This is a genomic window from Streptomyces sp. SID5469, assembly GCF_009862865.1.
GTDB lineage: Bacteria > Actinomycetota > Actinomycetes > Streptomycetales > Streptomycetaceae > Streptomyces > Streptomyces avermitilis.
The window spans coordinates 416349-441472 of the sequence record NZ_WWIN01000001.1 but is presented as its reverse complement, the minus strand read 5'-3'; the positions used below and the strand labels follow the sequence as shown (position 1 = coordinate 441472).

Genomic DNA, 25124 nt, shown 5'->3' with positions numbered 1-25124 from the left:
CGGCCCGACCGACCTCACCCTCCCCCTCTCACACGGGAGTACCACCATGTCCGAAACGCTTCAGACCACCGCAGTCGCCGCCTCCGACGCCGACCTGCTCGCCCAGACCGCGAACGCCGTGCGTGCGGCCGGTTCGGCGCTGCGCGAGCGCTTCGGCGAGGTGGTCCGTTACCAGAGCCGTGAAGAGCTGATGCGCGCGCTGGCCGCCAACGACGACACGGCCCTCGACATCCTGCGTCCCCGCCTCACGAGCCTGCGCCCGGACGCCGGCTGGGTGGAGGACGAGCTGGACGGCGGGGCGCTGCCGCCCGGCGAATGGTGGGTCGTGGATCCGGCCGAAGGCAACGTCAACCACCTGCACGCCCTGCCGGAATGGGCGGTGACCGCCACCCTCGTGCGTGAGAACCAGCCGGTGCTCACCGCGGTCCACCTGCCGTTGACCGGCGAGACCTACACCGCGCTCACCGGCGCGGGCGCCCACGTCGACGGCCGGCCGCTGCACGTCTCCCCGGCCGCAGACCTCGGCCTGAGCATCGTGGCCACCAGCCAGGCCCGGCCGGACGAGGACGAGAAGGTCGTGCGGCGCGTCGGCTCTTCGATCACCGCGATGCTCTTCGACGCGCTTGTCGTCCGCACCGCCGTGCCCGCGACCTTGCACCTGGTGAACGTGGCCGCCGGCCGGATCGACGCCTTCTGGCAGTTCGCCGGCGCCCGCGCGGACCTGCTGCCCGGAGCGCTCCTCGTCACCGAGGCCGGCGGACAGATCTCCGACGCCCAGGGCCGCCCCTGGACCCCGCAGAGCGAGAGCTTCCTGGCCGCCGCGCCCGGCATCCACGCCGAGGCCGTCGCCACCCTTTCCCACTGACCGCGCACCACCACCTGCACCGACGGAAGGACCACATCATCATGACCACGATCGCAGTTCTCGGAAACGGCCGTGTCGGCGGCAACCTGGCCACAGCCCTCACCCGGGCAGGGCATGAGGTGACCGTCGCGGACCGCACGCCGGGCGCCGCCGCCGACACTGCCCGCACAGCCCAGATCGTCATCAACGCCACCCCGGGCGCCGGCTCGCTGGACCGGCTCGCCGCCCTGCGCGACGAACTGCGCGACAAGATCCTCGTCGACGTCTCCAACGCCACCAACGACGGACCGGACGGCCTGCCCGCCGACCTGATCTACCCCGGCTCAAGCCTCGCCGAGCACCTCCAGGAAGCACTCCCCGAAACCCGCGTCGTCAAGACACTCAACACCATGCTCTTCCCGGTGATGACAGCACCGGCCACGCTCACCCAGACACCCACCGCGTTCCTCTCCGGCGAGGACCCCCAGGCCAAGCAGACCGTCCGCGAACTGCTCACCGACCTCGGCTGGCACAAGGAGTGGATCGCTGATCTCGGCGGCATCCAGACCGCCCGCGCCACGGAGGCCGCAATCCTCTTCGTCCCGCACGTCATCGGGGCCACCGGATTCACACCCTTCGCGATCTCAATCGCCCGCTGATCCGCACACAGTGCACCGCCCCCGGCGGGCCCACGTCCAAACTTGCGGTCCGCATCGGTCTGCGGCGGGTGAGGTACTCGGCTGCGTCGTGGATCTTCACGAAGGGGTCCTGACCGTCCGGCAGGCCCTACAGCGGGTCGGTGGCGAACTGCTGATCGTCGCGCCGAAGACTCAGCGCTCGGCCCGCCGCGTAGCCCTGCCGGCCGAGTGCGTGACCGCGCTCCGTGGCCAGTGCGCGCGGCAGATCGCCGACCGGAAAGCGGCTGGTGCCAACTGGAAGGGGACGGTTCAGGGCCTCGTCTTCACCACCAAGAACGGGACCCCCATCGTGCCGCGCAACCTGAACCGCTCCTTCGAGGTGCTGTGCGTCCGCGCGGGCGTCCGCAAGGTCCGCTTCCACGACCTGCGCCACACCTGTGCCTCACTCCTCCACGAACAGGGTGCCGACGCCCGCATGATCATGGAAGTCCTCGGCCACAGCTCGATCCGCGTGACCACGGACATCTACACCTTCGTCCGGCTCGACTCGCAGCGCTCGGCGTTCGATCGCGTCGGGGATGCCCTGAGGGGTGACGGCAACGATCCGGACGATGACGACGGCGCGGCCGGTGTCCTGGTAGCCGTCTGATCTACACCCCCAGCCTCGCCAGCTGCTGCCCAGTGAACACGGCTCAGGTAAGACCTCCGGCCATGCGCAAGTGATCCGTGATCTCATCCCGGGTCCGCATCAACCGCCGGGCAGGCTGCACCAGAGCCGATCCATCACCCGAGCGCCCGACCTCAATCAGCAGTCGGTAGATGGGGGCGACCTGGTCCTCCAGCCCCTTGACCAGGTCGAAGGCGCTACGCGGCCCCACCAACCGGACGATTGTGCCCTGTCGCCGCAGTTGGCCTATGTGGTCATCTATGACCGCGGCGATCGCTTGCATGTCGACGTTGTGCCCCTCTTCCAGCTGTTCGGCAGCCTGTCGGAGAGTGCGTGCGATGTCTGTCGCCCCTTGCAGAAGATCGGCATACGCCTGCAGCGACCGGGCCTCTTGCTCGGTATGCCGACTCCGGCGCCACTTGCTGCGCTCCAGGTACATGTTGCCTGCAAGGGTCAGCGCCACTCCCGCAAGTGCGGAGGCCACGGGAAGTACTTGCGTTGCCAAGTCAGCCATGGAGCAGGAGTTTGCCACTCCTGGGCCTTGACTGACCCTCCCGGATCAACCAGTCACTCCTGGAGGAGCCCATCGAACAGCGCACGAACCGGTTGCCGTCAAACACTGGCTTAAGACATAAGCCAGAGGCCCCAAGGATCGCTCCTCGGGGCCTCTGGTCTGCTGTGCACTCGGCGGGATTCGAACCTGCAACCTTCTGCTCCGTCGTCAAGGGGCATGAGCTCCTTGGCGAACGGTACGGGTGACGGAAGTCGGGAGATGTGACATGTGGGCTGAGCCAGCGGGTTCACGGGTCTGTCGTACGTGTCACCTCTCGGTCTGCTGCCAGACGGAGGTGAGTGCCGTGACCGGGTCGGGGTCGGCCGGCGCTGCCGGCCACCAGTCGCCGTCGTCATCCTGGAGGTAGGGGTACCAACGGGTGTCGGGGCCCAGGCGCAGCTGGATGCCGTGGTCGGCGAGGGTGAGGCGGTTGCGCCAGGCCCTGAGGGCGACCGGGGGCGTGGTCATTTCGGTGAGCGTCTCGGTCAGGGCGGTGCGGGCGGCTGTCATCGCGGTCGGGTCGGGAGTGCGTGGCTGTTCGGCGACGGTGATGCCGGTTGGGCCGCCATACCGCCAGGCGCGGGTGAGGCGGGCGAACGCGGCCGGTTTGGCACCGGTGTTCTGGATGAGGCGGTGGAACCACTCGGGTCCGCAGTTGCTCGAGGCGATCCGCGCCGCGTCCTCATGCTGGGACAGGTGCAGGCTGGTGGTGTCGCCCGTGAGTAGCCGGGCGGCGCGTGCGGCGGTGTCCGCCATGAGGCGTTCGAGGTCCGCGGCGGACAGTCCGGTGCCGGGCGGCGGGGCGGCGGGCAGTGCGGCGGTGTGGGGTGCCGGTTCGGGAAGTTCGGGGAGGGACGGGGGCTGGTCGGCCAGGGCGCCCCAGGCCGTGTAGGCGCCGGCGGCCGGGAGGCCGGCCGGGGCCGGTGGGGTGGAGGTCGCCTGGGCGGCCGTACGGCGGGCGCGCAGCTGGGTGATGACTTCCTCACGGTCGCGGCCACGCAGGGCGAACAGCACGAACGGGTCGGCGTCGATGGTGGCTGCGATGGCGTAGCAGAGCGCGGCGGCGTGCTTGCAGGGGTATCCCCAGTCGGGGCAGGAGCAGTCCGGGTCGAGCTCGGTGGACTGCGGCAGCAGGGGGACGCCTGCCCGGCGGGCGTCGTCGACGAGTTCGCCGGGCATCTCGCCGCCGAGGAGCGCGGCGAGGTGCCCGGCGCGGGCCGCGATGGTGTCGAGCAGGGTGTCCCACTGGGTGTCGGTGAGGACGGACAGGTGGACCGAGCAGCGGTAGGGGCGCGGGCGGCTGCCCTGGACTGGGGCCTTGACCTGGCCGGGGGCGACGGTGGTCGGGCCGACCATACCCTGGCGGGCGTAGGTGCGTCCGCGGGACAGGCGCCCCGAGTCCAGGGTGGAGTCCTCCAGGGCCGTCACCCACGCCTGTCCCCACCAGGTCGCGGCGAAGGCGCGCCTGCCGCGGGCGGGCGCGCGGCGCGGACCGGGGATCGAGGGACTCATGACTGCCTTCCCAGGGCGACGAGTTCGGCGAGGTCGGCGTCGGACAGTTCGGTCAGGGCGGCCTCGCCGGAGCCGACGACGGCGTCGGCGAGCGCCCGCTTGGCTTCCAGCAGCTTCGCCACCTTGTCCTCCACGGTGCCCTCGGCGATGAGCTTGTGGACCTGTACGGGCTTGTCCTGGCCGATGCGGTAGGCGCGGTCGGTGGCCTGGTCCTCGACGGCCGGGTTCCACCAGCGGTCGTAGTGCACGACGTGGGTGGCGCGGGTGAGGTTGAGTCCGGTGCCCGCGGCCTTCAGGGAGAGCAGGAACACCGGCACCTCGCCGCGCTGGAAGCGGTCCACCATCTCCTCGCGCGCGGTGACGGGCGTGCCGCCGTGCAGGAAGAGGGTGGGGACGCCGCGCTCGGCGAGGTGCTTCTCCAGGAGGGTCGCCATCTGCTTGTACTGGGTGAAGACCAGCACCGACTCGCCTTCGGCGGTGATGGTGTCGACGAGTTCGTCGAGGAGGTCGAGTTTGCCGGAGCGGCCGTTCAGCGGTGTGGACTGGCGCAGGCTGTGCTCTTTCAAATACTGGGCGGGGTGGTTGCAGATCTGCTTCAGCGCCGTGAGGAGCTTCAGGACCAGGCCGCGGCGGGCGATGCCCTCGGCTTCGGCGATCTTCGCCATGGTCTCGCGGACCACCGCCTCGTACAGGCTTGCCTGCTCGGCGGTCAGCGGCACGACGCGGTCGGTCTCGGTCTTGGCGGGGAGTTCGGGCGCGATGCCCGGGTCGGACTTCCTGCGGCGCAGCAGGAACGGGCGGACGAGACGGGACAGCCGTTCGGCGGCCTGCGGGTCCTCGCCCGACTCGATCGCACGGGCGTGGCGGTCGCGGAAGGCGGTGAGCGGGCCGAGGAGTCCGGGGGTGGTCCAGTCGAGGAGCGCCCACAGTTCGGAGAGGTTGTTCTCCACGGGGGTGCCGGTGAGGGCGACGCGGGCGCGGCCGGGCAGGGCGCGCAGCTCGCGGGCGGTGACGGCGTAGGGGTTCTTGACGTGCTGGGCCTCGTCGGCGGCGATCAGCGACCAGGCGTTCTCAGCGAGGGTCTCCCGGTCGCGGCGCAGCACTCCGTAGGTGACCAGGACGATCTCGTTCCCAGCCAGGTCCTTCAGGTGGCGGTCGCCGCCGTGGTAGCGGCGCACCGGCGTGGCCGGCGCGAACCGGGCTGCCTCACGCTGCCAGTTGCCGAGCAGCGAGGCGGGGCAGACGACGAGCGTGGGGCCCGCAGTGGCCGGTTCGGTCTGGCGGTGCAGGTGTAGCGCGAGCAGGGTGATGGTCTTGCCCAGGCCCATGTCGTCGGCGAGACAGCCGCCGAGACCGAGCTCACACATCTCGGCCAGCCAGGCGAGGCCCCGTTTTTGGTAGTCGCGCAGCGTGGCCTTCAGTGCGGTGGGCTGCGGGGCGGGGGTGCGGGATTCGGGGTCGCGGATACGGGCGACGAGGTCGCCGAGTGCTCCCACCGCCGCGCAGCGAAAAGTCTCCCCGTCCCGCTCCATCTCGCCGGTCAGCGCGGCGCCCAGCCCCTCCATGGGAGTGAGCGGTTCCATCCGTCGGCGCCTGGCGCGGGCCACCAGCTTCGGGTCGGCGACGACCCACTGGTCGCGCAGCCGGACGAGGGGGCGGCGCGTCTCGGCGAGGGCGTCCATCTCGGCCTCGGTGAGCGGGTCGCCGCCGAGCGAGAGCCGCCAGCGGAAGTCGACGAGGGTGTTGGCGTCGAGCATGCCGCCCGCGCTGGAGCCGGGCGCGGAGCGTTGCCCGATCTCCGCGGTCGCAGTGAGTGCCTTGACGAGCTCGCGCGGCCAGTGCACGTCGATACCGGCGGCGCGCAGCCTGTCGGTGGCGTCGCCCAGGAGGTCGAACGCCTCGTCGTCGGTCAGCCGCAGCTGGTCCGGAGCGGCGTCCCTCAGCAGCCGGTCGAGCGGTGGCCAGGCGTGGGCGCCGCGGCGCAGTGCGAGCAGCGTTTCGATTTCGGCGCGCGGGCCGAGCAGATGCTCGGTCTCGGCCGGCTCGTTCCACAACTGTGCGGCCTCCACGACGAGCGCCGGATCCGCAACGGTGTGCAACTGGAGGACGGCCCGGAACTGCCGACGGCGTCCCTCGGGCACGTCGACCCGCAGCGAGACCCTGACGTCGGCGGTGAACGCGGCGGCGGTCTCCTCGGCCCACTCGTGCAGGACGGGCACGGTACGCGTCTCGCGCCAGGCGTACGGCAGGGCTCCCATCGCGAGCGGAGCGGCGGGGGTGCGGACCAGTTCGTCGGCGACCGCGTCGCAGAACCGGCGTACCAGCGCGCTCGGTTTGGTGATCCGCAGCGGGGTCGGACCCGGTTCCGGCAGGCAGTGGGCGTGGGGCGGGAACGCGCCGGCGAGGGCGTCCAGCGTCCGACGCTGGGCGGCGGTGAAGGGGCCCGCCTGCCAGGTGTCGTAGCCGGCGGGGGTGAGGGCCGGGTGGAGACGACCATCGGCGAGCAGCCGGAGCGCGAAGCGGGCGGCGGCCTGCCAGGCGGAGGCGGACGGATGCGGCGGCTGTGCCCCGGACAGCGCGGCAACGGCGAGGGCGACGGGCAGCGCGTAGCCCTCCACCTTGCGCCGCCTGACCGAGCGGCCGTGCGGCAGCACGAGCTCCGCCGCCTCGGTCTCGATGTCCGTGGGTGCCATGCCCTCGGCGGCGGCTGCCCCGGCGGGTCGCCACAGCAGCAACCGGCCGAGGCGGGCGGGCTCACCGGGCAGGAACACCGCCGCCCAGCCGTAGTTGAGCAGACTCCGCGCCCAGGCAGCCGATTCCGGTGCGGCCAATGGCGGCACGCTCCTCATGCCCGGACTCGTGCCACTCTTCGCCTCACCGTCGTCCAGGCGGTCTTCACCGCGCCTTCGTCCACCAGCAGGTTCCGACCCTGCTGTCACCGGCGGGATTGGGCCTTGTTCGCCGCGGTACGCATACGCTTGGCTAGCCGCTTGTCTACGCCGCGCAAACCCTCACCCAGTTCGGCGAGCACTTGGGCGGTGGCTGGGTGCTCCACTCGCCACAGCTCGTCCACCCGCTGTTCGAGCGCCTCCGGCGCCGTGTTCCCGTTCTCCAGGAAGCCCCGGACCAGCTCCTCGGTCTCCCCTGCACCGGCGAGGATGGACAACCCGTCGATGAGCAGCCACAGTCCGGCCTCCTCCGCCCGTGCCGGGTCCACGGGCGCTTCTCCCTCAAGGTGCGCGCCCAGGGTCGCGGTGGCCACCTGTCGGCACCCCTCGACGTCGGAGTCCGCTGCCTTGCGCAGCACGCGCAGTGCCCGGGGGTCGTCGAGATCGGCCAGCACCAGTTGGGCCACGGCGCGCTTCGCCGCTGCCTCGTGGTCGGCTCCCGCGCATGCGTCGAGCAGCCCTACCGCGGCATCTGCCGCCGTGCGGTGTTCCAGCCACCCTTCGACCTCCCGGCGCAGCTCCTCGGGGGAGTAGCCCAGGAGCCCTTGGAGCAGAGCGCCGGCGTCCGCTTCGGCGTACTCACCGAGCAGGGGGGCGGGCACACCGCACTCCATCAGGTAGGCGCGGAGCCCGTAGCGACCGAGGGGGGTGAGCCGCATGCGGTCCCCGCGCCTGTCGTCCCGCGACCAGTCCGACGCCGACGGCAAGGTTCCTGAACCGCCCGGCTTCTGTCCGACCACGGCGTTCAGGAGTGTGCGCAGAGTCTCCTCGGCCGAATCGTCGCCGTCACCGGACTCGTACTCCACCGCACCCAGCAGGGCGAGCCCTTCCCCCAGTGCCCGGAAGGACGCCGCGAACAGCGCCCGGAAGAGATCGAACTCCGGCCCGTTCTCGCCCCTCTCACGGGCCTTCGCACGCAGGTCGTCGCCATCCACCCAGGCGTCGTCCGGGGCGTCGTACAGGAGGCCGACCAGTCCGTCGGCGATCTCGGCCGTCAGCTCGCCCAGCTCACCGTGCCACCCGTCCAGCACCCCCGTCTCACCGATCTCCTCCAGCAGATCGCCCATCGTGGCGGCCCAGAACTCCAGAAGGTCCTCACCGGTGAAGTCGGTCGCCGCGCCGCCCGACGCGCGGCCTCCTCTGATCGTGATCATCTCGCCATCCACGGCGAGCCACCACGGATCATCGAGAACGGCCACGTCCTTGGCGCTGCGCAGGGATTTCAACGCACGAGACCGCGCGACGGCATCGGCGTACGGCGAGTCGTGGCCTGCCAGCTTCCACAACTGGAGCTCCTCGACGGCCTCACGAGCGAGCGCGGGACGCAGCACCCGGCCGGCGGTGACCTGCCGTCCCTCGTGGCACCAGGCGGCGAGCCGCAGCGCCGCGTCGAAGAGCGGAACACCCCGCACGGCAGCGACAAGGTCCTCCTGCGGAGCCAGGGTCACCGGGCGCAGCACAGGCACATCCTCGGCCGGCCCGTCGACTCCGGCATCGACCGGATCGCCCACCCCGCACTGCCCGCAGGTACACAACGCCACGTCCTCGGCGGTCAGCCGACGGACACCGCCGCGCCCGGACCGATCACCGGCCGGCGGCTTCGCTTTACCGGACACCGTGTCCGGCGTCACCTCGGCCAGCCGAGCGGTGATCGCGTCCCGGTCGAAGGCCGCCGGGTCGTAACCCGCCGCCCGCAGCTCGGCGACAAGTTCACCGTACGGGCCATCGAAGGCCCCGTCCGGGGTGTCGAGGAACCCCAGCACCTCGGCCAGACCCGACACGCCGCCGATGTCCTCGGCCGGTGCGTCGGCGCGACGCCCGCCGACGCAGCGCACCGTCCGCTCCGCGCCGACCGGGCGCGGCAGTGTCTTCTCCAGCGTGATCCCATGCTCCCAGTCGTCGCCGAAGTCGTAGACGTAGCGCAGCCGTGCTCCCTCCTCGGCCAGCACGTCGCCGAGCGCGGTGGTGTCCTCGTCGCCGACCCCGCGGCCGAAGCCGAGATCGATGTCGGTGAGCCGGGCCGCATCGCCGTACCCCCGGCCGAACTCGTCGGTGAAGAGATGCAGATGGCCACCGTGCCATCCGAAGGCGACCTGGATGGCGTCGTGCAGCGTCCCGAGCGAGGTGTCGGACGGCAGCAAGAGGCGCCGCCACAGGGGCGGTCTCGTGCCGTGCAGCACGATCTTCAGCTGGAGATCGGACGGGGCCGTCTTCCCGTCTAGCCGCATCTGTTTGCTCCCACCGCACCGGGGCTGCTCGAACGGCCCCATCATGGCGTTGTCTGTGTGCCCGGTTCAAACCCGGTTGCGGCGGCCACCGTCCTTGTGCCCACACACGGTGTCGACGCCGCCCGCAGTGGATGGACCTTGACCCCGGATTCTGGACACGGGTTATGCGGCTGGTGCCAGCGTAGTTGGTGGTGTTCGCGACACGGTTTCGTAGGCGACCGGGCTGCGTTGTCCGAGGCGGGAGTGACGGCGTCGGGTGTTGTAGCGGTGCAGCCAGCGGAACGCGTCGAGTGAGCTGAACCGGATTTTGTAGCGGCCCTGAAGCCAGGCATGATCGCCTCGGCAGATGGGAGAACACAGGTCCGATGCCTGCTCCCCGGAAGTACTCCAAGACCACGGAGTTAAGGCCGATCCGCGGTTGTCAAATGGGGCGGGACCGAGGGGTGGTGGAGGTCGGGTGTGATCCACTCGGGTTCGAGGGTGTAGATGCCTCGCCCGGTGCGGCGAAGGATTCCTTCGCGGACCCAGCGCCCCAGTTCCGCGCGTAGTCCTCGAGCGTCGTCCAGTCCGATACCGCGGGCGATTTCGCATGCGCGCCAGGTGCGGAGAGGGTTGGTGCGCAGGAGTTGCAGCGTGTGGTCGCGACGCCCGTCAGAGCCGGTGCCGGCGGACGAGTGCACGGTGACGGCGATGCTGGTGATCCTGGAGGCCCCGAGGGCTTGGGCCTGGTCGGGCGGGGCGGCGTAGCGGGAGATCGGGCACTTGACGCGGCGCGGGTTGACGCGGGCCTGGCGGGGTGGGAGTAGATCGTGCAGCAGGGCCGATGTGATGCGCCCTGGTCCGGCGTCTGGCAGCACATTGGCCGCGGTGATGAGCTGTTCCTTGGCGGTCTCCAGGGCGACGGTGAAGGAAGCCCTGTCCGGATCCGTGCCGGGAAGCGTCTCGACGGCCTCGACCATCGCCCGGCGCAGTGCCTGGTAGACGGTCAGATGAGCCCATAGCTCCTGCTGGATCCCGGCCACGTCCTGGGAGCGCAGCACCAGGCCGCACTGCAAAGTGTGGCGGAGCGAGTAGAACGCCGATTCGATCTCCCATCGCTCGTGGTAGAGCTCCACCAGCTCGACGGCGGGGTAGCGGCGGTGATCGGTCAGCGTGGTGGCCAGCCGGTAGTGGCCTTCCAGCCGCAGCCCTTTGGCGGTCGTCACCGCGATGTGCGCGTCGATGACCCTCAGCCGGGTCCCGTTGATCCTGGTCAGGAACGACCCGTCCGGCAGTAGCGCCCAGCGGGCGGGGGTCCGGGTTCCCTTGAGCCGCACCAGCAGCTGTGCGCCGGTGGCCGCAGCCTTCGCGAGGAAGTCGTCGGAGTCGAAGCCCCGGTCGTTGAGCAGCAGCATGCCGCCGTCCAGCAGCGGTAGCAGTTGCTCGGCGTAGCCGGTCTCCTTCTCTGGCGTCGGTCCGAAGACCGCGCCGAGCAGGGCCCGAGTCCCGGTCTCGCACAGCACCATGATCTTCAGCATTGGGTATCCGTCGGTGCCGTAGCGGTGCTTGTGCTTGCCCAGCCACGCACAGACTCGCGGCCGGTCAGGGGCCTTGGTGGAGCTGCACCCGTCGAAGGCGACCGTGCGCCAGCACCGGTATCGCACCCCGGGTGTGATCGGCTGTGCCACAGGGCCGGCCAGCGTTTCGAACAGCAACCGAAGCGGCGCGACGCCCAGCCTCCGGCGAACCTCCCGCAACGCCTTCTCCGAAGGGCGCCGGTGAAGAATCCCGCGCAGCCCGGCGGTGAGCTTGTCCCACACGCGCACGTACCCCAGCTGCGGGAAGAGGGCCAGTGCCAGCACGAAGTACACGCCCACCCTCGACGGCAGCAGCCGCAGCCTGTGCTGGGCGCCGCCGGCGCGTTCCAGCACGTCATCGACGAGTTCGAAGGGTAACTGCTGGGTCAGCTCGCCAAGATGCCCCGGAGCGAAGATGCCGTCGGCGACGGTGATGGACGACGTGAGCGTGACGGTGGAACACTGAACGGGCAACGGGGCTCCTTCGAGTGGGAAGACCTTGGTCGGCTTCCTCGCTCTACCAGGAGCCCCGTTGCCATGACCTGCGCTTCCCCGAAAATCCCGGATCCCGTTGACAACCCCGGATCGGCCTTAACTCCGTGGTCTTGGACGTACCCTGATGAGCTGCGTGAGCTAGCCGTCCGCGAAGTCCAGACCTCCGGCCGTCCGGTCGCTCATGTCGCGAAGGACCTGGGCATCCACAAGGAGGCCCTGCGCGGATGGGTCTGCCAGGCCGAGGCAGACAAGGGTGACCGGCCTGATCTGCTGACCACCGCCGAACGGGCCGAGCTGGGCCAACTCCGCAAGGACCAGTGAGCAACCCAGGTCCGGGCACGTCGTGATCGGCGTCGACACACACAAACACGTGCACGTCGCAGCGGTGATGGACACAATCGGCGGAATCCTGGCCACCCTCACGATTCCCACCGACACCGGCGGCTTCCAGCAACTGGCGGACTGGGCAGGCTCGTTCGGTGACGTTGTGGCCTTCGGGATCGAGGGCACCGGCTCCTACGGCGCCACGTTGACCTCATTCCTGCGCAGGGCCGGTCACAAGGTGGGCGAGGCCGGACGCCCGGACCGGCGGCTGCGGCGCATGAACGGAAAGTCCGACACCCTGGACGCCGAGAACGCCGCCCGCGCCGTGCTGGCCGGGTTCGCGACCGCCACGCCGAAGACCGCCGACGGCGAGGCCGAGATGATCCGCCAACTCAAGATCGCCCATGACCAGGCCGTTGAACAGCGTGCGACGGCGATGGTCACCATCAAGGCGATACTCGTCCACGCCTCGGACGCCCTGCGTCGGGAGACTGTCGGCAAGACACAGATCAGCCTGGCCAGGCAGCTGGCAGCTCTGCGTCCTCGCCGTCTGGAAGGACCCGAGGACGCCCTTCGGCACACCCTGCGGACGCTCGCCAGGCGGTGGCAGTACCTGGATGCCGAGGCCAAGGAACTGACGAAGATGATCGGCGACCTGGTCCAGCGGGTCGCCCCGCAACTGCTCGAGCCCTTCGGTATCGGCGTGGACACAGCCGCGGAGATCCTCGTCGTGACCGGCGACAACCCCGAGCGGATCAAGTCCGAGGCCGCCCTCGCCAAGCTCGCGGGCATCGCTCCCGTGCCCACCGGCTCCGGCATGACCGCCGGCAGGCATCGCATCAACCACGGTGGCCACCGCCAGCTCAACGCCGCGATCTACCGAACCGTCATCGTCCGCATGCGGTTCCACCACCCCACGATCGGCTACGTCGCCCGCCCCACCGCCGAGGGCAAGACGAAACGCGAGATCATCCGGTGCCTCAAGCGCTACGTCATCCGCGAGGTCTACCACCTGCTTCGGCCAGCCCCACGGAGGGCCTCCGCGGCAAGTTGACAACTATAGGAGCGTCAACGCGATGGCCGAGGCCCTCAATGGTTCCTTCAAGGCCGAGCTGATCGAGCACCAAGGGCCCTGGCGAGACGCTGACCAGGTCGAACGTTCCGTCGTTCAATGGGTCGGCTGGTACAACACCGAGCGCCTGCACTCAGCACTCGACTGCCTCCCCCCCCGAGGAATTCGAGACCCGGCACTACCGATCTCAGGCAGCAATGAACGCCGCCTGAAACCACGCAAACCGGCCGCTACGAAACTCGGTGCAGCTCACAACGGGTTGTACGTAACGGCTCTGGGGCTACTGTTGGCGCAGTACACGTTCTGCGGCTACGACGCCTCCTCGCACCTGTCGGAGGAGACCACCCAGGCCCAGATATCGGCCCCCCGCGGCATCGTCCGCTCCATCTGGGTCTCCTGGATCGCCGGCTTCATCCTGCTGGCCGGTCTCACCTCCGCCATCCAGGACTATGCCGGAACCCAGAGCAGCTCGACCGGTGTGCCGCCCGCTCAGATCTTCCTCGACGTCCTGGGGGCCGACGGAGCGAAAGCCCTGATGCTCATCGTGATCGTGGCCCAACTCTTCAGCGGCAGCGCCGAGACCGCCGCCGCGTCCCGCATGGTGTTCGCCTTCTCCCGCGACGGAGCGATCCCGTTCGCTGCCACCTGGCGCCGCGTCAGCCCTCGCACCAAGACGCCCGCCGCCGCCGTATGGCTGTCCGTCGGCTCGGCGCTCGTACTGGCCGCGCCGTCGCTGTACTCGCCGACCGCGTACGCCGCGGTGACGGCCATCAACGTCATCGGTATCACGCCTGGTCCGCCCTGGAGGACAAGGCCTCGGGGAAGCTGTGGGACGGCGCCCTCGATGCCCAGCACGCCTTCGGCGACCTCGACGGGCACCGGCCCGCACTCCTGGCCGTCCACGACGCCGTCGTCGACGGCACCGCCTTTCGGGCGGAGCCATCTATGCGGGCATCAGCCAGAAGCCGGAGCAAACCCCCGGATCAGGTCGAACCCGTACACCACTTCCCTGGACGCAGCCCACGGATACTTCGCAGAGGGCACGCGCCTGACAGCCGTTGCCACCCTGGGCGGCGCTGCATATCGGCGTTACGCTCAACAAACGCGGCGGTCGTCCCCGCCGCGGGCGGCAGGCGGGGGAGTTATGTGGATCTTCTTGGTACTGGGTTTGCTGCCCATCGTTCTGCTCCTGTGGACCTTCGCGGGACAAGTGAACCAGCAGATGGACAGCCAGTTCGCCGGTGAGGTGATCGCCCTTTCGGTCCATCGCGTCACGCTGACCACCGGCATGCGCACCGACTACGTGCTGACGACGGTCGGCAGTTCACCTTGCAGGTGAAAGACGACGTTTACGCCTTGTTCGCCGTCGGCGACCGTATCGTCAAGCAGGCCGGGACACGCTGGCCCAGGAAGGCGGCATAACGTCGGGAGCCACCCGGTATCCAGCACGTTCAGGGCCTGTGGTGCAGATGTGTACCGGTCATGATGTGTCACCGCCGAGTAAGGGAACCTGCATTGCCGAAGGCGAACCGAACTCCCCTTTCTGCAGGATGTATCCGCTCACCCCGACGCGGTCGAAGGAGCCCCCTCCTGCTCGCAATTCCCCTATTGACTTCAGGCATGCGGTGGCCTGCTCGGGAAGGGTCCGCGCCAGGGGCAGGAGAAGAGGGGGACAGAAGGTCATGAGGAGTCGGTCTGCGTCATCCACGGAACGAGGGTGCACCGCGACGGTCGTGGTGACGGCGTTGCTGATCGTCGGTGTATCAGCGTGCGGTGGCGAAGCGACCGTCGACTGCACGGGCGGTTCGTACACGGTCGAGTGCCATCCGGTCGCCCAACCGGCCGACAGCACCCCCGGCACCACGGTCCCCGCGCCCGCGTTGACGCCGTCGGGGACATGCCCATCGGACTGGGGCGAGTTCTACAAGGCGGTGCACAACAGGAGCCTGGACTGGGCCTGCCCACTACCCAGCTTCCTCGGCCCACCCCCGGACACCGCCGCGCCCCTACCGTCCCCGTGAGGCACTTCCCTGCGACTCATGGGGCCGACTCCTTCCCGCAGGCGTACGGGTGTGAGACTGGTAAGCCCGCATGTTGAGGTGTCGCGTATGCGCGGCTGATGCCCACGAGCCATACCGCTGGGTAAGCAGTCGGGACAAGCTGCAGCAGACGCGAGACGGACCGGCGGCTGCCTGGGGCACTGGGTGTCTGCCTGGGGTGAAGGGAGTTACCGGTACCACGGCGCATGGGGTGCATGGGTTCGGCCTGAGCGTCAATGCTCAGTTCCAGGCCAGGGCGAGGCGTCCGTTGAATCGCTGCGGTACAGGGGCGAAACGGCAGGCCATGGGGAGCGTGTCGGAGTTCGGGACGCTGAGGCGGTAGCGCGTGCAGATCAGATAGCACAGGCCCATCAGCTGAGTGGTGCCGATATCGTTACCGATGCACTTCTTCGGCGCCCACCCGAACGGTACGTAACACGATCTGTCGGTCGGTCCGTGCGGTACCCCGGGCAGGAAGCGGTCGGGGTCGAAGGTATCGGGCTGCTGCCAGTAGCGGTGATCGCGGTGGATCATGTGCGGGCTGACCAGGTAGTTCTGCGCTTTCTCCAGCCGGGTGGTGCCGAGGTCGAACGAGGCCCGTGCGCGCCGCACCAGAATGAGCGGTGGGCTCCACATTCGCAGCACTTCCTTGACGAACCGGTGGGGTGACGGGCGCCGCCTTGGCCGGCGCGGCGCAGAACTCGACCGGGTCGACGCCGCCCAGCTCGCGGGTGAGCCGCTGTTCCCGATCGCAGGCGGCCAGGCCGCACACACAGTTGGCGCGGCCCGGCCAGGGCCCTCGTTCCGCTCCCTCGGTGACGCCGGACCGTTGAGGCACCCGGTGAGCAGCCCCGAGCAGTTCCGTGAACAGCAGCAACACGGCTGACAGCAGGAGTGGCGGGCGGGTTGCGAACCTCATGTGGTTCCCCTCCTCACGGCGGGGGGCAGGGCGGCCCAGGGGTTCGCGCCCTCACCCGGTACCGCGCAGTGGACGCCGGCTCGGCGGATCCGTGCGGTGCGGGCGGCGAGGTCGCACAGGCCGTCGGGGACGCCGTGGATCAGATGGCAGAAGCGGGCCGACGGGTGCGCCGCGGTCCAGAAGGGCGCGGCTGAGGTGAGGTAGGTCTGCCAGTTCCCTTCGAAGGTGACCAACAGATCGGCGATGGAGGCGTAGCCGGAATCAGGGTGCATTCCCGGGTTGAGCGCGACGGTGCCGACGCCGTGGTCGCGGGCCTCGTCGCCCAGCACGCGGTAGTACGGCAGCAGGCCAGCTTCGGCACTGGCCTGATCGAGAAAGACGCCGTCGGTTCCGTACCAGCTGACGTGGTGGCGCAGCTCGGTGAGCACCGTCTGGTGGGGACGGGTGCCGTAGGCGGTGTCGAGGTATCCGAGCACGCGTATGCCTGCCGCACGCAGGGCCCCGGCGGCGGCGGCGAAGGCCGGGTCGCGGGTCGCGCCGGGGCCGTCGGCAACGTTGAGGACGACACCGTACAGCCGCGACGGGACTCGCGTCAGGGCCTGCCACGCCGCAGGGTCCACAGCGGGGTGGACGTACAGCGGAACAAGCAGTCGGCCGTGTGTCATGCCGGGGTCGGGGGCGTGCCGGTGCGCGAGGTCCACAGGTCGGCGAGCGAGGTGTCGAGGGTACGTTCGGGGTGCCAGCCCAGAGCTGTGGCGGCAGCTGTGATGTCCGCCTGCTGCCAGGAGATGGCTGACGAGCGCTGGGAACCGGTGCCGTTCTCGTCGATTCGGCCATGGAATCCGCTGATCCGGGCCAGGCCTTCCGCGACCTTGCGGACCTGGGTGGCGCTGCCGCCGGCGATGTTGAGGATGCGGGGGAGCGGGCCGGGCGCCGTGGTGGCGAGGGCTGCGGCATGGGCCACGTCCCGTGCGTCGACGAAGTCGCGGTACGCGGACAGGTCACCGACCCGCACTGTGCCGTCCGGTCCGGCGCGCAGCAGCTCGTCGGCGAGCCGGCCGGGCAGGCTTGTGCCGGGCGAGTCTGGCCCGAGGGGGTTGAACACCCGTAGGACGACGGCGTCCAGTGCGGCCTCGGCGACGGTCAGGGAACCCGCCAGTTTGGTGGCCCCGTACGCGCCCTGCGGACAGGTGGCGGAGTCCTCGCCGAGCGGCTGCCCGGGGGTCGTCCCGTACTCGCCGGCGGATCCGAGATGGACCAGGCGTACCGGGAGGTCGGCCGCGGTCAGGGCCTCGCACAGCACGGCGGGTCCCCGGGCGTTGGTCTCCGCCAGCAGAAGCGGGCCGCCTCCGACGGCGCCGGCGCAGTTGACGACGGCGTCCGGGGCCAGCGCGTGCAGGTCGGCGGCGAGAGCGGAGACGGTGGCGGTGGTGAGGTCGACCCGTAGGTCGGCGCCCGGGGAGCGGCCGGCGCGGAGCACCCGGACGCCGGACAGGGCGAGCAGGTGCTCCGTGATGTGCCGGCCCAGGAACCCGGTGGAGCCCGCGACGAGAATGCGCATCAGGTCACGCTCCCTTCAGCAGCAGGTCGCGGTGGGTGGTGAACTCGGAGTTCGCCCGGTCGTAGTCGTCCGGGCGGCCGATGTCCAGCCAGTAGCCGTCGAACTCGTGGGCGGCCGGAGGCGTGCCGTCGCGGAGCAGGTCGAGGACGAGTTCGTCGAAGCCGAGCGGCAGGCCGGGGGTGTAGCCGTCCAGGGTGGACCGGGAGAGCCCGTAGACGCCCATGGAGACCCGGTAGTCCAGGGTCGGCTTCTCGGTGAAGCCGACGACCTGCTTGCCGTCGGTGGTGAGGACGCCGAAGTCGATCCTGACCTTGCGGCAGTACGTGGCGATGGTCAGTGGCGCGCTGTCGGCCTGGTGACTGCGCAGGACGGCGCGGAAGTCCAGGTCGGTGAGGATGTCGCCGTTCATGACCAGGAAGTGCTCCGGCAGCCGGTCGAGCATGGTCAGCAGCGGGCCCATGGTGCCCAGCGGGCTGTCCTCGGTCGAATAGTCGACGCGCAGACCCCATTGGGAGCCGTTGCCGACGTAGGCGCGGATGATGTGCCCGAGGTGGCCGATGGCGATGGTGCAGCTGGTGAATCCCGAGTTGACGAGCTGCCGCATCACGATTTCCAGGATGGCGTGCTGATCGCCGATGGGGACGAGCGGCTTGGGCAGGGCGGTGGTGTACGGGCGCAGCCGGACACCCTTGCCTCCGGCCAGAATGACTGCGTGCATGGCGGACTCCGTTGTCGGTCGGTGGTCGATGGCCTGAGACGGGTCGTCAGACGTTGTAGATGGCAGTCTTGTAGCGGGCCAGGTTCGCCGGGTCGGAGAAGAACCGGACGGTCTGCTCCAACCCTTCCTGGAGGCTGTGGGCCGGTTCCCAGCCAGTCGCGGCGCGCAGCCGGGAGGCGTCGCAGACCAGCCTCATCACCTCGGACGCGGCGGGCCGGATGCGCTGCGCGTCCTCGCGGACCTCAAGCTCGGCCCCCATGAGCTTGCCGACCAGCGTCACCAGGTCGCCGACCGAAATCTCACCGCCCGTACCGGCGTTGAACGTCCTGCCGACGACTGCCTCGGCGGGAGCGGTGCCCACCGCGAGGAACGCCTGGGCGGTGTCCTTGACGAACATGAAGTCCCGGGTGGGCCGCAGGTCGCCCAGGGCGATGGTCCGCTCTCCGGCCGCCACCTGCCCGATGACGGTCGGGATCACTGCCCGCATGGACTGGCGCGGCCCGAAGGTGTTGAACGGCCGCAGGGTGGCCACCGGGATGCCGAAGCTGGCGTAGTAGCCGTCGGCCAGCCGGTCGCCGCCTGCCTTGGAGGCGGAGTACGGGGACTGGGTGTTGATCGGGTGGTCCTCGGTGATGGGGACGGTCTGCGCGGTGCCGTACGTCTCGCTGGTGGAGGTGTGCACCATCCTGGGGATGCCGAGCCGGCGTACGGCTTCCAGCACGTTGAGCGTCCCGGTGACATTGGTGGCCACGTAGCTGTGCGGTGCCTGGTAGGAGTACGGGATTGCGATCAGCGCGGCCAGGTGGTACACGGCCTCGGTGCCGGTGAGCAGGTGCTGCACCGACCCGGCGTCGCGTACGTCGCCGAGTACGACCTCCACACTGTCCATCACGTCCTGCGGCAGGGTCTCCAACCAGCCGTACGACGAGAAGGAGTTGTACTGCGCCATGGCGCGTACCCGGTGTCCTGATGCGATGAGCGCCTCCACCAGGTGCGAGCCGATGAATCCCTCGGCACCGGTGACGGCGACGGTTACGGGAGCGGACGAGGTCACGGAGCTGTCTCCTCTGATCTGAATCTGAATCGGTCAGGCCCGCGTGGGGTCACGGGGTTATTGGGCGGTTACTGCTGTGCTGGGTTGCAGGGGCAGGGCGTCATGAGGTCACGGGGCTACGGGTTACCGGTATCTGGTCAGCGGTGGGCCGTGGTCCGGCCCATCCGGGTGCACGCGACCGCCAGCAGCACTGCCGTCGCGCAGCCGCAGGCCGCCAACTCGGCGGTCGCCGGGCTGAGCAGACCCGGCCCCCGGTTGGCCCCGCCTGACAGGGCCACCTCCGCAACGGCGGCGGCGAGGCAGGCCACGGCGGACGGCCAGGCGATCCCGGCCGCCTGGAGCAGCAGGGCGACCCAGAGCGCCGCGCCGAGGGCGAGCAGCGGCAGCGGCGGCACCCCGGTGACCAGCGCCGGGGCGGCGAGCACCGCGAGGTACCCGGTGAGGCACAGGGCGAGCACGCCGACCGCCCGGAGCCGGAAGCCCCACGGGGTCCGGCTGTGCCGCAGGGCGGTGAGGGTCAGGCTCCGGTAGCGGTAGAGCAACCACTCGGCCACGCCCATGCTCAGCGTCAGTACGACGGCGGCCGGCCTGCCCGCCGCCGGGGCCATCAGCGTCAGCGCCCCGCCGGCCAGGCCGAACAGCCCGTACGGGACGGAGGCGGTGAGCCGGGGCGTGCCCGGTGCCGCGGAGCTTGTGGTGCGCAGCGACCGTACGATCTCCCGTACCGCCGACAGCGCCGCCGCTGCGACGGTGGCCAGCAGCAGCACGGCGACCGGCACCGGGCCGGGGTGCCACAGCGGTATGCAGGCCGCCCCGGCCGCCGTCGGTACGAGCGCGATCAGCAGGTGCTGCTCGCGTCCCAGAACGAGCAGCACCGTGGCCGCCGCCAGATAGAGCGCCTCTCCCGCCGCGAAGGCCGGGGCGGCACCCGCCCCCGAGACGGCCAGTGCGGCCGCCGCCGCTGCCGTCACCCCGGCCGGGGCCCCGAGCAGCAGGCACCGCGCGGCTGCCCGCCGGCCGCCCGCGGCGAGTCGTACGTAGGCGCGGTGGGCCAGTGCCTGGTTCCAGGCCCAGGCCACGAGTGCCGAGGCAGCGAGCCCGGTGACCCGGCCGGGCAGCAGTCCTGCGCCCAGAAGGTAGGCCAGCCCCGGCAGGCCGAACAGCATCCCGCGCAGCAGGCACTGCCACGGGCTGGTCCGCCACGGGTCGGGTCCCGGTCCGGGGTCCGGGAATCGGCGCGGCACCCGGGTGTACAGCTCCTCCGCGATGGCGAACAGGTCCCGTCGCGAGTAGCGGGTGGTGATCTGTTGGTGCGTCAGCCCGTCGGACTCCAGCACCGCGGCGATCTCGTCCGGGTGAACGGCGGCCCCGCACACGTCCGCCAGCCGTTCGGCGAGCTCGTCGAGCGGGTCGTCGGCCCAGGTCGGCCGCTGCGGCGGGGTCGGCAGGCGCAGTAATACGGTTCGGTCATCGCCCGGCCGGTTCACCACTCACCTCCGGCCCGTCGGGCGCGCGGCGCCGGGTCCTCGGCCAGGTGCGTCCGGTCCTCGCCCGCTCCCAGCGCGCCGTAGATCTCCCGGAAGGAGTCGATGGTGTGCCGGAGTGTGAACTGCTCGATCACCCTCAGTCGCGCGGCCTCGCCCGTCCGGGCCCGGCGGGCGGGCGCGCGCAGCAGTTCCAGGGCTGCCCGTGCCATCGCCTCCGGTTCGCGCGGCGGTACGACGAGTCCGGCGTCACCCACGGCCTCGCGGACCCCGCCGACGTCGGTGGAGACGGTGGCCCGGCCGCACGACATGGCCTCGATGAGGGTGAAGGGAAAGCCCTCGCTGATGCTGGAGAGCATGACCACGGTGCCCGCCGCGTAGGCGTCGCGGATGTCCTCCACCCGGCCCTCGAAGGCCACCGCTTCGGCGATGCCCAGGTCCCGGCTGAGAGCCTGGCAGCGTTCCCGGTAGGCCTGGCCGCCGCTGGGTGTGCCGCCGAACAGCCGCAACCGCACCTGGGGCATCTCCCGGCGTACCAGGGCGAAGGCCCGGATCAGCGTTTCCAGGTCCTTGATGGGATCGACCCGCCCCGCCCAGGCCAGCGTGGGGATCTCCGGTTCCGGACCGGCGGGAGGAAAGGCCCCGGGGTCCACACCGTTGTAGACGGTACGGATCTTGTCGGGTGCGGTGCCGCCGCGTTCCTCCCAGCGTCGGTTGTAGTGGCTTCCCGGCGTTATGAGCGCGGCGCGGGCGTAGGTCTCCTGTGCCAGCAGCCGGAAGAAGCCGAGCAGCAGCGCCTTCACCGGCCAGTGGTAACCGCCGGCGCCGTAACCGAGGTAGCGCTCACGCAGGTAGACGCCGTGTTCGGTGAGCAGCAGGGGCGTGCCGTGCAGGTGCTGGGCCAGCAGTCCGGGCAGGGCCGCCAGTCCGCCGCTGACGGCGTGGGCGATCCCGTGCCGGGGTGGGGCGGCCGCCAGTGGGCGCAGGGCGTGTTCCAGCAGGTCGGTCGCGGTCAGTACGTCGTGCATGGTCGGCCGGGCGGCGTGGGTGGGTACGTGCGGACGGTTCCAGACGGCGGCCAGTGTGCGTATCGCTGCCTCGGTGCGCAGCGCCGCCGTCAGTTCCCCGGACCGGGCTCGTGCCGCGAGGCCGTACAGCCCTTCGGCGAAGCGCTCAAGGGTGCTGGGGCCGGCACAGGAGCCAGAACCGGGGCCGGGATCGAGGAGGGCCAGCAGGAACATTTCGTAGGTGTCGAGGAAGCCCCGCAGCCGCCGGCCGCGCGGTGCGCGGCCGGTCGGCGTCGGTCCCCAGGTGGGTATGGAGACCACCTTGCTGACGTGCGCGGGCGTTTCCCAGGTGAGGGGCTCGCGGCCGTCACTGGTGACCGCGAGTATCTGGAAGTTCACGTCGGGCATGCCTTGGACAAGCTGATCGCACCAGACACTCACTCCGCCGTGGCTGTGCGGGTAGGTGCCCTCGGTGAGCATGGTGACGCGGGTCGTGCCGGTGTTGATGGCCGCGATGGCCCTGGCTGTGCCGGATGGCGGTGTGTCCCCGAATGCTGGCCTGGTGCGGTCGGTTACTGCCAAATCCCCGTATCCCCCTATCCCCGTATCCCGTCGTGCACGTTGGGACGGTTGCGCCCGTCGCGTGCCGGTCGTGCCGTCGTGCCCGTTGATCACGGTCAGCGCTTGCGGCGGGCGGTGTCGCCGGGGCCTGCCGGGACAGGGCTGGCCACACCGCTGGGCACACGCAGCGCGGGTGCCGGTGCGGCTACCTTCGCGGTGCCGGTGCCGGTGCCGGTGCCGGTGGGGGCCGCGGGCGTGGCCTGCGTGGTCAGTTGCAGGGTGATCGAGGTCTGCAGCGTGCCGGGGGTGGTCCAGCCGGACAGCTGCCCGGCGTAGGCGGCGCCGAAGGCGGTGCTGCCGATCAGCTGCTTCTGGGTGGTGCCGGCGGGCATGGTCGCGCTGGTCTGGGTGCCGTTCGGCGAGCTGATGGTGACCGTGTTGCCGATCCGGTAGGCGGTGACCTGGTTGTTCTTCACTGCGGCGGCCCAGGCGGCGCGGTACTTCAGCTCGGTCCCGATGTCCTTCATCCGCAGATTGACCAGCGGGGTGTTGGCGGCGTAGAGGCTGGTGTAGTCGCCCAGGATCTTGTCCAGCACCGGGTAGGCGATGCGGTCCTCGGCGAGGTTCGACTGGTGCATGTACACCGGCCGGGGGTCGTTGGAAAGCGCGTGCCCGAGGGCGATGCGGCTCTCCAACGGGACGATGTACGACGTGTAGCCGGTCTGGGGGTCCAGCGGGGCGCTCAGGCAGGTGGTGGTCGAGGAGCCCTCGCAGATGCCGCTGCCGCCGTTGGCCCTGCTGGTGTAGACGAAGTTGTACTCGTCCACTTCCTCGGTCGCGTGGCCCGCGTTGTAGTAGACGTTCATCGGGAAGCGCGGCGCGGTGAGGGCGGAGCCGATCTGGCGCTGCTGCGGGTCTCGGGAATTGTCGCTGGCCAGCCACTTCACCCCGGTGGCGTTCAGGGACGGGGCCAGGTTGGGGTTGTCGTCGGGCTGCTGCGGCAACACCTTCATCCCGGAGTGCTCACCGGTGACCAGTTCCGTGTTGTCGAGGGCGAGGCCCTTGCCGCCCGCCCAGGTACGGTTCTGGGTGATCTGCGAGGTGATGTCGGCCTGGCTGACCCACTGGATCTTTCCGCTCGCGTCGGTGGAGCACTTCCACGGCACCACGCTGACGTCCTGGACGCAGCCCAGGAACGGGTGCTGGTAGGTGTGGTTGACCCAGCGGAAGGCGCTCTTGTCGGCGATGAGCTGGTCCGCCGTCGGGTCGGCGCCACCGTGTTCCGCCTTGTAGTCCTCGCTGCCGCCGCCGTTGAACACCATGTCCAGAGTGAGCCCGTGACCGGCGGACCACTGCTTGGCGTACTGGGCGTCCGCCGCCGTCATCCGGATCGGGTCGGGGGTGGCGCCCCCGCCCGGGGTGCAGTCCACGTCTCCGGGGGTGCAGTTGAGCGAGGTGTTCCACCGGTCGTCGCCGAGGAGGACATCGTCGACGTGGACCGCGAAGTAGTTGCGGTCAGCGCCCAGGTGGATGCCCTGGGTCAGCCACTCGACGATGCCCCGGCTGAGCAGCCGGTACTGCTCCTGGTACTGGTTGTAGACGAAGTTGACGACCAGTTCCCGGCGCCCCTCGTGGGCGTACTCGCCGACGAGCGAGCCGCGCGCGGAACTGCCCGGGATCGGGGCGTCCACATAGCTGGTGAACGTGGCCCCGGCCTGCTGTTGGGCGAGCGGCACGGCCAGATAGCCGTAGCTCTCGGACACGTCGGGCGCGTTGTCCTCGAAGGGGACGCTCCCGGCGAGGTAGCCGAAGGATCCGGAATTCCCGGCGGACGTCACCTGGGCGGTGGTGCCGTCGAGCGAGCCGATGTACCCAGGCGATTGCGCGTAGTTCAGCCCGACCTCGGGCCTGGCGTAGGTGTAGGCGTCGGCCTGCCGGATGCCGAAGGTCTGCTCGAAGGTCGCCAGGGTCGCCATCTCGGCGGAGCCGGCACCGAACGGGTTGTCGTTCGGGAGCACGACGGCCTGGTACTTGGCCCTAGGACGGCCGCTGACGGTATCGCTGAGGAAGGCGGCGTTGATCTGCGGCCGCCCGCTGTCGGCCAGCTTGACCCTGGTGTACGGGGTGCCTGCCGAGTCGAGTTCGGCGGTGATGGCCCCGGTGGCCGGGCCCCCGTCATCCACGACGAGCACCTTCAGGTCGATCCTCGGCTCCAACGTGGCTGCTCTCGCCACGATGGGCGACGTGACGAGTGCGAGCACGGCAGCGCTGCCGCACACACCGGCTTTCAACAGCATGCAACGCATGATGAACTCCCCCCGGCGCCGCGGGTTAGTGCGGCGCGGTATAACAGTGGATCAGATAGTGATAGAAATTGCGCAGGCTTGATTACTTGCGGGCATGACCGTGCCAGAAGTGAATACAACCGCGCATACGTGAATCCCCCGATCCCCGCGCCCCCATCGCCCAGAGGTATATCACCTTCTGGCGTACCCTTGAGGCTTACCGTCTGTTGCATCAGAGGTGCACGGGAGCCCGTCCGGCGGAATCACAGGGCGTGCGATTACGCACCACCGCCTGAGTAAATGATCAATAATATGCGCAGCTCAGAGTGCATGTAATCAGGTAAGCGAAGCGTTGGGGAGAGCGTCGGAAACTCGCCCGGGACTTCGTCGACCCACCACTGAACGGATCACCTGGTGGTGTGATTCTGACTAGATGACCGTACGGATTATTTCCGCATCCGCTAAACGACCCTGCGCCCTGGATCCGGGTCAGATCCCTCAGGTGGTGTAACCCGGTCCGCTCGTCTGGCTGCCGCCCGTCAGCCTCGGCCCAGCAGGCGGCGTTGTGCGGTGTGGAGATTGGGCGGGCCGACGGCGGATACGCCGTAGGACTCAAGGCGGGATTCGAGGTCGCCGGTGACTCTCGTGCGGCGCTCGGG

18 protein-coding genes and 1 pseudogene are annotated in these 25124 nt (G+C 70.0%); 6 read left to right on the top strand and 13 right to left on the bottom strand.

The features are described from left to right. Window positions 1-46 precede the first annotated feature (46 nt). The 3 genes from GTY58_RS02030 (at window position 47) to GTY58_RS02020 (ending at window position 2131) form a co-directional block, all read left to right on the top strand. On the top strand, window positions 47-865 hold the full coding sequence (locus tag GTY58_RS02030) for a 3'(2'),5'-bisphosphate nucleotidase CysQ (RefSeq protein ID WP_010981808.1): 819 nt from the start codon (window positions 47-49) through the stop codon (window positions 863-865). Window positions 866-906: 41 nt separating this feature from the next. Then, the gene (locus GTY58_RS02025) at window positions 907-1503 is read left to right on the top strand and encodes an NAD(P)-binding domain-containing protein (RefSeq protein WP_010981807.1); all 597 of its coding nucleotides are present in this window, start codon (window positions 907-909) and stop codon (window positions 1501-1503) included. Between the two features lie 88 nt (window positions 1504-1591). Further along, on the top strand, window positions 1592-2131 hold the full coding sequence (locus tag GTY58_RS02020; RefSeq protein WP_107082945.1) for a site-specific integrase: 540 nt from the start codon (window positions 1592-1594) through the stop codon (window positions 2129-2131). Between the two features lie 43 nt (window positions 2132-2174). Here GTY58_RS02020 and GTY58_RS02015 read toward each other — a convergent pair whose 3' ends face one another. From GTY58_RS02015 to GTY58_RS01995, 5 genes are all read right to left on the bottom strand, one after another. Beyond that, window positions 2175-2663 (bottom strand): hypothetical protein, encoded by a 489-nt coding sequence (locus GTY58_RS02015; protein ID WP_202497286.1) that lies wholly within the window; start codon window positions 2661-2663, stop codon window positions 2175-2177. A 306-nt stretch (window positions 2664-2969) separates the two neighbouring features. Next, a complete protein-coding gene (locus tag GTY58_RS02010) occupies window positions 2970-4214 on the bottom strand; it encodes an SWIM zinc finger family protein (protein ID WP_010981804.1) in 1245 nt (414 codons plus the stop codon). Then, window positions 4211-7063, bottom strand: a complete 2853-nt coding sequence (locus GTY58_RS02005; protein ID WP_010981803.1) for a DEAD/DEAH box helicase — start codon at window positions 7061-7063, stop codon at window positions 4211-4213. The genes GTY58_RS02010 and GTY58_RS02005 overlap by 4 nt, the downstream gene beginning before the upstream one ends. 86 nt (window positions 7064-7149) lie before the next feature. Next, entirely contained in the window at window positions 7150-9390 is a 2241-nt protein-coding gene (locus GTY58_RS02000) for a plasmid pRiA4b ORF-3 family protein (protein ID WP_048894199.1), read from the bottom strand. Window positions 9391-9791: 401 nt separating this feature from the next. Beyond that, window positions 9792-11420: an IS4-like element ISSav1 family transposase gene (locus tag GTY58_RS01995; RefSeq protein WP_010981801.1), complete on the bottom strand. Its 1629-nt coding sequence runs from the start codon at window positions 11418-11420 to the stop codon at window positions 9792-9794. Window positions 11421-11483: 63 nt separating this feature from the next. Here GTY58_RS01995 and GTY58_RS01990 point away from each other — a divergent pair, with 63 nt between their 5' ends. From GTY58_RS01990 to GTY58_RS41475, 3 genes and pseudogenes are all read left to right on the top strand, one after another. Continuing rightward, the gene (locus tag GTY58_RS01990; RefSeq protein ID WP_159045188.1) at window positions 11484-11762 is read left to right on the top strand and encodes a transposase; all 279 of its coding nucleotides are present in this window, start codon (window positions 11484-11486) and stop codon (window positions 11760-11762) included. Window positions 11763-11784: 22 nt separating this feature from the next. Further along, window positions 11785-12819, top strand: a complete 1035-nt coding sequence (locus GTY58_RS01985; protein ID WP_010981800.1) for an IS110 family transposase — start codon at window positions 11785-11787, stop codon at window positions 12817-12819. Between the two features lie 28 nt (window positions 12820-12847). After that, window positions 12848-13630 (top strand): annotated as a pseudogene (locus GTY58_RS41475) (amino acid permease); the annotation flags it as partial. Between the two features lie 1486 nt (window positions 13631-15116). Here the strand turns inward: GTY58_RS41475 and GTY58_RS40145 are convergent. The 8 genes from GTY58_RS40145 to GTY58_RS01940 form a co-directional block, all read right to left on the bottom strand. Then, window positions 15117-15512 (bottom strand): cytochrome P450, encoded by a 396-nt coding sequence (locus GTY58_RS40145; RefSeq protein WP_237528698.1) that lies wholly within the window; start codon window positions 15510-15512, stop codon window positions 15117-15119. A gap of 279 nt (window positions 15513-15791) precedes the next feature. Then, window positions 15792-16460, bottom strand: coding sequence for a spherulation-specific family 4 protein (locus GTY58_RS01970; RefSeq protein ID WP_010981796.1), 669 nt, complete (start codon window positions 16458-16460; stop codon window positions 15792-15794). After that, entirely contained in the window at window positions 16457-17356 is a 900-nt protein-coding gene (locus GTY58_RS01965) for an NAD(P)-dependent oxidoreductase (protein ID WP_010981795.1), read from the bottom strand. Before GTY58_RS01965 ends, GTY58_RS01970 begins: the two co-directional genes overlap by 4 nt. Before the next feature lie 4 nt (window positions 17357-17360). After that, window positions 17361-18074, bottom strand: coding sequence for a nucleotidyltransferase family protein (locus GTY58_RS01960; protein ID WP_010981794.1), 714 nt, complete (start codon window positions 18072-18074; stop codon window positions 17361-17363). 46 nt (window positions 18075-18120) lie between these two features. Beyond that, window positions 18121-19128 (bottom strand): SDR family NAD(P)-dependent oxidoreductase, encoded by a 1008-nt coding sequence (locus GTY58_RS01955; RefSeq protein WP_010981793.1) that lies wholly within the window; start codon window positions 19126-19128, stop codon window positions 18121-18123. Window positions 19129-19265: 137 nt separating this feature from the next. Next, entirely contained in the window at window positions 19266-20615 is a 1350-nt protein-coding gene (locus GTY58_RS01950) for a hypothetical protein (RefSeq protein ID WP_107082918.1), read from the bottom strand. After that, window positions 20612-22099 carry a GT4 family glycosyltransferase PelF gene (gene pelF, locus GTY58_RS01945; RefSeq protein ID WP_042492662.1) on the bottom strand — a complete coding sequence of 496 codons (1488 nt, stop codon included), beginning with the start codon at window positions 22097-22099 and terminating at the stop codon, window positions 20612-20614. Before pelF ends, GTY58_RS01950 begins: the two co-directional genes overlap by 4 nt. A gap of 197 nt (window positions 22100-22296) precedes the next feature. Continuing rightward, on the bottom strand, window positions 22297-24477 hold the full coding sequence (locus tag GTY58_RS01940) for a hypothetical protein (RefSeq protein ID WP_167544189.1): 2181 nt from the start codon (window positions 24475-24477) through the stop codon (window positions 22297-22299). Window positions 24478-25124: the final 647 nt, after the last annotated feature.